The 7,483-nt window shown below is 72.8% G+C and carries 7 protein-coding genes, 1 tRNA gene and 1 pseudogene; 7 read left to right on the forward strand and 2 right to left on the reverse strand.

Annotated elements, in window-relative coordinates:
* The 5 genes and pseudogenes from ACIRYZ_RS39710 to ACIRYZ_RS39730 all read left to right on the forward strand — a co-directional run.
* Positions 1-431 (forward strand): transposase (locus ACIRYZ_RS39710; protein WP_402953516.1); only part of this gene is annotated, 431 nt, incomplete at its 5' end.
* Positions 432-472: 41 nt separating this feature from the next.
* Positions 473-949: a MarR family winged helix-turn-helix transcriptional regulator gene (locus tag ACIRYZ_RS39715; protein WP_402953517.1), complete on the forward strand. Its 477-nt coding sequence runs from the start codon at positions 473-475 to the stop codon at positions 947-949.
* Positions 949-1,662, forward strand: a pseudogene (locus ACIRYZ_RS39720) (ATP-binding cassette domain-containing protein); the annotation flags it as partial. The gene ACIRYZ_RS39715 and the pseudogene ACIRYZ_RS39720, both read left to right, overlap by 1 nt.
* A gap of 370 nt (positions 1,663-2,032) precedes the next feature.
* A complete protein-coding gene (locus ACIRYZ_RS39725) occupies positions 2,033-2,908 on the forward strand; it encodes an ABC transporter permease (RefSeq protein WP_402953518.1) in 876 nt (291 codons plus the stop codon).
* A 364-nt stretch (positions 2,909-3,272) separates the two neighbouring features.
* Positions 3,273-4,025: a hypothetical protein gene (locus ACIRYZ_RS39730; protein WP_402953519.1), complete on the forward strand. Its 753-nt coding sequence runs from the start codon at positions 3,273-3,275 to the stop codon at positions 4,023-4,025.
* A gap of 297 nt (positions 4,026-4,322) precedes the next feature.
* On the opposite strand, the gene ACIRYZ_RS39735 is transcribed toward ACIRYZ_RS39730, so the two are convergent.
* Together ACIRYZ_RS39735 and ACIRYZ_RS39740 are read right to left on the reverse strand one after the other, a co-directional pair.
* Positions 4,323-5,813, reverse strand: coding sequence for an FAD-binding protein (locus ACIRYZ_RS39735; RefSeq protein ID WP_402953520.1), 1,491 nt, complete (start codon positions 5,811-5,813; stop codon positions 4,323-4,325).
* A gap of 255 nt (positions 5,814-6,068) precedes the next feature.
* Complete coding sequence (locus ACIRYZ_RS39740; RefSeq protein WP_402953521.1) at positions 6,069-6,410, reverse strand: hypothetical protein; 342 nt, start codon at positions 6,408-6,410, stop codon at positions 6,069-6,071.
* A gap of 536 nt (positions 6,411-6,946) precedes the next feature.
* On the opposite strand from ACIRYZ_RS39740, the gene ACIRYZ_RS39745 reads away from it, so the two are divergent.
* Positions 6,947-7,026, forward strand: a tRNA-Tyr gene (locus ACIRYZ_RS39745).
* 149 nt (positions 7,027-7,175) lie between these two features.
* Entirely contained in the window at positions 7,176-7,475 is a 300-nt protein-coding gene (locus tag ACIRYZ_RS39750; protein WP_402953522.1) for a YciI family protein, read from the forward strand.
* Positions 7,476-7,483 lie beyond the last annotated feature (8 nt).

The raw sequence follows: 7,483 nt of genomic DNA on the forward strand, positions 1-7,483 counted from the left end.
ACGCCCTGTGGAAGAACCCGGAGGACCTGACCGACCGGCAGAACGTGAAACTGACCTGGATCGCGGTCAACGACCCACGCCTGCACCGCGCATACCTGCTCAAGGAGGGCCTGCGCACCGTCTACCGCATCGCGAAGACCGAAGGGCTGGTGGCCGCCGTCGCAGCCCTGGACCGGTGGCTCGCCTGGGCCCAGCGCTGCCGCATCCCCGCCTTCCTCGAAGTGCGCAGCAAGATCAAGCGGCATTACGACGCCATCGTGGCCGCTATCGCCGAACAGTTGAGCAACGGGCTGATCGAGTCCACGAACACCAAGACCCGCCTGATCATCCGCAGAGGCTTCGGCTTCCGCTCCGCCGATGCGGTCATCGCGCTCGTCATGCTCTGCCTCGGCGGCAACCGCCCGACCCTGCCCCGCCGCCAACTCGCGTGACCACACCCACGGATCCAGCAGAAGAGCCTAAAATCGGGGGTATGGCGACGGTGGCTCCGGACACCCCCGATACCGCCCTCGCGGAGGAGTTCTCCGTACTGTTGGTCGGTGTCCAGCGTCTGCTCGGACGCCGGTTGCGTCAGGGCCTGGACCGGCCGCGCCTGCGTGGGGCGCAGGTGGAGCTGTTGCGGTTGGTGGCGGACAGTCCCGGGTTGCGGGTTTCGGACGCGGCCCAGGAGTTGTGTCTGGCCGGGAATTCGGTGTCGACGCTGGTCAATCAGTTGGTCGCGCAGGGCCTGTTGCGGCGTGAGGCGGATCCCGGTGACCAGCGTGCGGCGCTGCTGTACGCGAGTGGGCAGGCGAAGGAGCGTATCGAGGCCTGGCGCTCGCGCCGCCGGGTGCTGGTGGGGGAGGCGGTGGCGGGCCTGCCCGAGCGGGAGCGGGCGGCGCTGGCCGCCGCCCTGCCCGCGCTGCGCTCCCTCGCCCAGGGCCTGCGCGACCTGCCCGAGGAGGGGTGATGGACGCGACCGGCCAGGACGCGGTGGTGTGTCGGGGCCTGGAGTACACCTTCCGCCGCGGCCGTGGCAAAGGCCGCCGGACCCGTGCCGTCGACGGTATCGACCTGACCGTCCGCACCGGTGAGGTGTTCGGTCTGCTCGGTCCCAACGGCGCCGGTAAGACCACCACCATCCGCGCGATCACCACCCTGCTGCCCGTCGGCGCCGGCATGGTGCGCGTCTTCGGCCACGACGCCGCCCGCCGCCTCATGCGGGTGCGCCGCCTGCTCGGCTACGTGCCCCAGCAGCTGTCCGCCGACGCCGGGCTGACCGGACGCGAGAACGTCGCGCTGTTCGCCCGCGTTTTCGACGTCCCGCGTGCCGAACGCGCCGAACGCGTCGCCCAGGCCCTGGCGGCCGTCGGCCTCACCGACGCCGCCGACCGTATGGCCGCCACCTACTCCGGCGGCATGGTGCGCCGCCTCGAACTCGCCCAGGCCCTGGTCAGCGCCCCGCGCCTGCTGGTCCTGGACGAACCCACCATTGGTCTGGACCCGATCGCCCGCACCGGGGTGTGGGAACGCATCGACGCCGTACGCGAGGCCACCGGTATGACCGTCCTGGTCACCACCCATTACATGGACGAGGCCGACCGCCACTGCGACCGTATCGCCCTCATGGACCGTGGCCGCATCCGCGCGCTCGGCACCCCCGCCGAACTCAAGGACCGCCTGCGCCGGGACGACTCGCGCCGGGACGAACCCACCCGGGACGACCCGCGCCGGGGCGACTCGCTCCGGGACGAACCCACCCGGGACGACCCGCGCCGGGGCGACTCGCTCCGGGACGAACCCACCCGGGACGACTCGCGCCGGGGCGACTCGCGCCGGGACGAACCCACCCGGGGCGACTCGCGTCAGGGTGACTCCCGTGGGGACGTCCTCACCCTGGCCGACTCCTGCGGGGCTGACTCCCGCGGGGCTGACTCCCGTGGGGACTGCCCGTGCGGGGCTGGCCCGCGCGGGGACGGTCCCACGCTGGATGACGTGTTCCGCTATTTCGCCGGCCGTGACCTGGCCGATGCCACGGAAGGAGATTTCGGTGATGTCCGCCGTACCTGCCGCACCGCAGGCCGCGTCGGCTGAACCTCCCGGAGGCGGACCCGCCCCCACGGTGCGGATGGGCCTGCTGCTGGTGCCTGCGCGTGCCCGTACCGGCTGGCGCGTGATCCCTGCCCGTGTCGGCGCGATGTGCGCCGTGGATCTGCAGAAACTGCGCCACGACCGCACCGAGTTGTACACCCGCGCCGTCCAGCCCGCCCTGTGGCTGCTGATCTTCGGCGAGACCTTCACCCGCCTCAAAGCCATCCCCACCGGCGGCATCCCGTACCTGGACTACCTGGCACCGGGCATCATCGCCCAGTCCGCGATGTTCATCGCGATCTTCTACGGCATCATGATCATCTGGGAGCGGGACTCCGGGGTCCTGACCGAACTCCTGGTCACCCCCACCCCCCGCGCCGCGCTGGTCACCGGCAAGGCCTTCGCCGCCGGCGTGAAGGCACTCCTGCAGGCGGTGGTCGTGGTGCTGATCGCCACCTCCCTCGGGGTCGCCATGACCTGGAACCCGTTGCGCCTGCTGGGCGTGGTGGCGGTGGTGCTGCTCGGCTCGGCGTTCTTCTCCTGCCTGTCGATGGCCATCGCCGGGATCGTGCTCACCCGCGACCGCCTGATGGGCATCGGCCAGGCGATCACCATGCCGCTGTTCTTCGGCTCCAATGCCCTCTACCCCCTCGGCCTGATGCCGGGCTGGCTCCAGGCCGTCAGCAAGGCCAACCCGCTCAGCTACCAGGTCGACGCCCTGCGCGGCCTGCTGATCGGCACGCCCTCCCACCTGCCGCTGGACTTCGCCGTCCTCGCGGCCGCCACGGCGGCGGGCATCGCCGCGGCCTCCGCCCTGCTGGGACGCCTGGCCCGCTGACGCCCGCACCCCGCCCCGGCGCAGCACGAACGCGCCGAAGGGATACCCCGCACCCCGCCCCCCGGCCCGGCGCAGCGCGCACGCGCCGAAGGGATGCGGTGTGCCCGGCGCCCGGCCCGGGGCGCGCGCCCCGGGCCGCCGACGCCGACCCCACCATGGCCCCACCGTTGCTTCGGGCTGGGGCGGGTGTCTAGGACGGTGTTTGCAAGTGGCCCCAGCGAGGAACGGTTTGAGTTGGCCCCACCTGGCGGCCGGCGCGAAGAGGGCAGCCCCGCTGGGTCACACCGTCCGGCGTCCGGTAACGTGGGGATCTTCGCTGGGCGCGCTCCCGCGGAGTCCATGAGGGCAGACGCCGATGACCGACATGCACGCTCAACGTGCGCAAGTTCGCCTCGACGCGGCCCTGGAGGGCCTCGCTCGCGTCTTCCGCGGGGCGACCGCTCACCCCGAGGAGTACAACTGCGAGTGCCATTGGGGCAGCGCGGAGGAGCTCGCCCTCCTCAAGGTGCCGGGTGTGAGGCTCGATCCCGACCTCCTGCGGCGGGCTTGGTGGGCCCCTGACTGGACTGACCACGGCGCGGTGCTGCGCCGTATCCTGCCTCAGCTCGCGGGCGCCCTCGTCGACAGCCGGTCCCAGTCGTTCCGGTACCGGGACGAGATCGGCGTCTCGCTCGCCCGCGGGCACTGGCAGGAGTGGCCGCGGGAGCAGGCAGCGGCCGTACGGGAGTTCCTGCACGCGTTCTGGGCCCGCACCCTCGTCACCCCCGACCCTGCCGCGAGCGTGCATCGGACCCTCGTCCTGTGTGTCGAGGCGTCCGGCGAACTGAGTCCGTGGCTCGACGTCTGGGAGGCGCTGGAGCACCCGATGGCCGACCGGAACCTCGCGGAGGCAGTCGACACGTGGGACTACGACCTGCTCGCCGATGAACTCCCCTGGAGCACATGGCACGACAAGGACGAGCAGCTGGCGGTCCTCACCGCTTGGCTCACCCGCCATGCCTCCGCCCGGCTGAGAGCGCACAACGCCCCGGACGACCTGCTCCAACGCCTGAGGCTGATCAGCCTCACGGGGCCCGCCCGCTGGCACGATCCACACTGGCCCGGCTACACCTACTGACCACAGGGCGAAGCAGGCCGAAGCTCTCCGGGTGGGAGCCCATCACAAGATCAGCGACAGAGTCCCTGGGGCCACTTCAATCCGTTCCTTCTCCACACCGACCAGGGTCCTCGCCCGGACAGCCTAAAAGTGGGGCCAGACGAAACCGTTCCAGTGGGGCAAAGCTCACCGTCGCCGACGGGCACGACGGCCCAGGCACGGACCAGCCACCCCCGGCCACCCCCGGCCGCCCCTCGGCCGCCCGGACATCCGGACGGCCCCCCGGGGGTCGGGCGTTGTGGATGCCCTGCCCTGGCGTTAGGTGTTGTGGATGCCCTGTCCGGGTGTCAGGATCCCGGCCGGGTCGAAACGCCGCTTCGCCCGTTCCACCCGTTCCCACAGCTCCCCGTAGTGCCGCTGCCAGTCCGCCCCTGTCATTCCCGGTACCGCCCCGATCAGGTACCGCTTCCCGCCCAGCTCGACCGCCCGCTCGTACAGGCGCCGGTTGCGTTCCAGCATCCCCGCCGTGTCCGCCCCCGGCCCCGGGAACGCCAGGAGGTCGAAGTGCCAGCCCACCGCTTCCTGGGGCAGCACCGCCAGCGGCGCCTTCACCCGCTGGCGCGCGTACGGGTAGAACAGCAGCAGCCCCGCTCCCAGGTCCGCGGCGGTCAGCACCCGTGCCGCCTCCTCCATGAACGCCCGCGCGCCGGAGGCGGGCAGGAACAGGCTCAGCCACGGCTTCGCCAGCCCCCACAGCCCCGCCGCCCGCAGATACCCGGCGAACGCGTCCACCCGGAACGCGTACTCGCGCCAGCTCTGCTCCACCACCGACGTCTCACCCGCCACCGGATTGAGCCCCGCCAGCAGCGCCTCCCGGTCCACCGCCCGCCCCGCCTGCCCGTACGCCACCAGCTCCGCCGTGTACCGCCACCGCCGCCCGTCCGCGCTGCGCACCACGTTGCCGACCTGCAGGTCGAAGCGTCCGTCGGCCAGCACCCGTTCCTGGTCGGCGAGGTAGGCGTCGAGGTCGTCGTAGGCGAGGGTGAACACGGTGGAGCGCTCGCGTACCGCCACCAGCGCCAGCGTGGCCCGCACGATGATGCCCGCCTGCCCGCCGCCGGCCAGCACCGCCTCGAACAGCTCCCGGTTGCGCTCCCGGGAGGCCGTCACCAGCTCACCCGTCCCGGTCACCACCTCCAGTTCCCGCACGGTGTCGACCTGCATGCCGTGGTGCTGCACCGCCCCGCCGATGCCGCCCACGCTCAGCGTCCCGCCGACGGACAGGTGCAGATAGTCCGTCAGGCACGGCGGCACCCAGCCCTGCGCCAGGCCCGCGTCCGTCAGCTGCGCCCAGGTGGCGCCGGCCTCGACCACGGCCTGCCCGGGCCGGATCGAGACGATCTTGTCCAGGCCGCGGGCGTCGATCGCGATGCCGCCGCGGGGGTTGGCCTGGCCGTAGTTGGAGTGCGACTCCAGCCCGCCCTGCCCGACCACTGCCGCGTCGCCGCTCTGCCCGTTGACGGCCACCGGGATGCGGTGGCGGTGGGCGAAGGCGATCGTCTTCTGCACGTCCAGCACCGAGCCGGGCCGCAGCACCGCGCGCGGCGCGGCGGTGACCAGGTGCCCGAAGTCGCCGCGGAACCGTTCCAGTCCCTCGCCCTGAAGCGTCACCGTCCCGTCCAGCAAGGGAAGTTCGGCGATCTGCGTGCCGGGCTCGGCGGCCCAGGAGCGGGCGGCGGTGTTCCAGCCGACGACGGCGGCGCCGGCGCCGGCGATCAAGGCACGGCGGGACAGTCCTGACCTGCTCATATCAGAATTTCTCCGATCAGTCGTCATATCGGGATTGTTGTACCGCAACCATCCCGCGACCACCTACTGCCCCGCACGCCCCTGGCCGTCGCCGCGGTTCGGCGGGCGAGCGGAGCACTTCCTCCACCGGCGCCCGCGGGCCGGCCGTGAACGGCGCCCGGTGCCCCCGCCGGGTCTGCGGCCCGGGCGGGGTCCGTTTGTTGCGGGCCCGGCGGCCGCACCCGGCCCGCGGCGCCGGGGCCTCGTGGGCGCGCGTCACTGGCCCGCCTGTCCCAGGCGCCGCTCGATCTGCCGCAGGTCCGCCATCGTGTGGTCCCACATGTGGCGCTGGTAGGCGGGGGCGTCGGCGGGGATGCGGGCGCCGGCCGCCCGGGCCTCCTCCAGCAGCGCCCGCCGGGCCTCGGGCAGGCAAGCCACCCGCGGGCTGGCCTCGCTCAGGTCCCGCAGGACGAAGGCCAGTTTGAAGGCGTAGGCGTGCGGGCTGACGGTGAACAGGATCCGGTAGACCCACAGGCCCTCCTCCCCGTCCAGGATCCGGTCGTTGTGGCTCATCAGCCGCACCCGCGCCTTCAGCACCAGGTCCGCGTGCACGTTCATGTCCCGTGTCCCCCTTCGTCGTTGACCGTCCGTCCACCCACCCCCCGCGCGGCGCCGGGGCGCGACGGCTCGCGCGCCGGCCGCCCGGGAATGCGGGCGGCGGCGCGTGGGCCGCGAAGGGGAGTGGGATGTTGCACGAGTGTGCGCCCCGCCGAGGGGCCTGGGCAAGGTGAAACCGGGGTGCGCTAGGTCCTACCGAAACCCTGGCCTGACCTGGCAGGATTGGGGTCGGCACCCTCCCGGGGCCCGGGTGGGAAAACCCGTTGCACCCCCGGACGGCGCTGCGCGACAGTGGTCGCGGACACACGCCGCACGCCGCGCAGCGAAGGAGGGGAGTACGCCGTGAACGCCGTAGCAGCCCGAGCCGCCCGTGGCCGTGGCTATCGCCGCTTCCCGTCCGCGCCCCGCGTCGCCGCCGTCCCTGCCCGGGCGCGCTGAGCACCGCGCATTCCCGCGCATTCCCGCGTATTCCCGCGCATTCCCGTGGATTCCGCGCGCATTCTCCGTGGAGAGCAAGGGTGTTGACGCCCTCTTGAGGGCGAGCTGGGCACTGGAGAGCCCAGGGGCCTGTAAAGCCCCCGCTTCGGCTGTGGCGGTTCGAATCCGCCCTCGCCCACCCCTGCACAGGCCTTGCCCTGCCCCGCTGCCGCGCGTCCCGGCAAGGACCTGCCGGTACGAGCCGTCCCCGGGCCGTGGTGGCGGCCCGGTTGCGGACGTCGCGCGTGCGCTGGGGCGCCGGTGCGCGGGAGGGTCTAGCCTGGCCGCATGTTCGTACTGGAGTTGACGTACACCGCTGGTCCGGAGCGGATCGACGAGGCGTTGCCGCGGCATGTGGAGTGGCTGCGCGGGCAGTTCGAGGCGGGGGTGTTCCTGGCTGCGGGGCGTAAGGTGCCGCGCGAGGGCGGGGTGATCCTGGCGGCGGGGCAGGACCGGGCGGCGGTCGAGGCGCTGGCGGCCACCGACCCGTTCGCGCGCGAGGGCCTGGCCGAGTACCGGGTGACGCAGTTCGCCGCCGGCTTCACCGCGCCGGCCCTCGACGGGTACCGCGAGCAGCCGCCCGCCTGAACCCGCCC

The sequence above is a fragment of the Kitasatospora sp. NPDC101155 genome, from assembly GCF_044768305.1.
GTDB lineage: Bacteria > Actinomycetota > Actinomycetes > Streptomycetales > Streptomycetaceae > Kitasatospora.

What these genes read in the sequence shown, in the direction of transcription:
- ACIRYZ_RS39715 (WP_402953517.1), top strand. Translation starts at nt 473, where the DNA reads ATGGCGACGGTGGCTCCGGACACCCCCGATACCGCCCTCGCGGAGGAG.
- ACIRYZ_RS39725 (WP_402953518.1), top strand. Translation starts at nt 2,033, where the DNA reads ATGTCCGCCGTACCTGCCGCACCGCAGGCCGCGTCGGCTGAACCTCCC.
- ACIRYZ_RS39730 (WP_402953519.1), top strand. Translation starts at nt 3,273, where the DNA reads ATGCACGCTCAACGTGCGCAAGTTCGCCTCGACGCGGCCCTGGAGGGC.
- ACIRYZ_RS39735 (WP_402953520.1), bottom strand. Translation starts at nt 5,813, where the DNA reads ATGAGCAGGTCAGGACTGTCCCGCCGTGCCTTGATCGCCGGCGCCGGC.
- ACIRYZ_RS39740 (WP_402953521.1), bottom strand. Translation starts at nt 6,410, where the DNA reads ATGAACGTGCACGCGGACCTGGTGCTGAAGGCGCGGGTGCGGCTGATG.
- ACIRYZ_RS39750 (WP_402953522.1), top strand. Translation starts at nt 7,176, where the DNA reads ATGTTCGTACTGGAGTTGACGTACACCGCTGGTCCGGAGCGGATCGAC.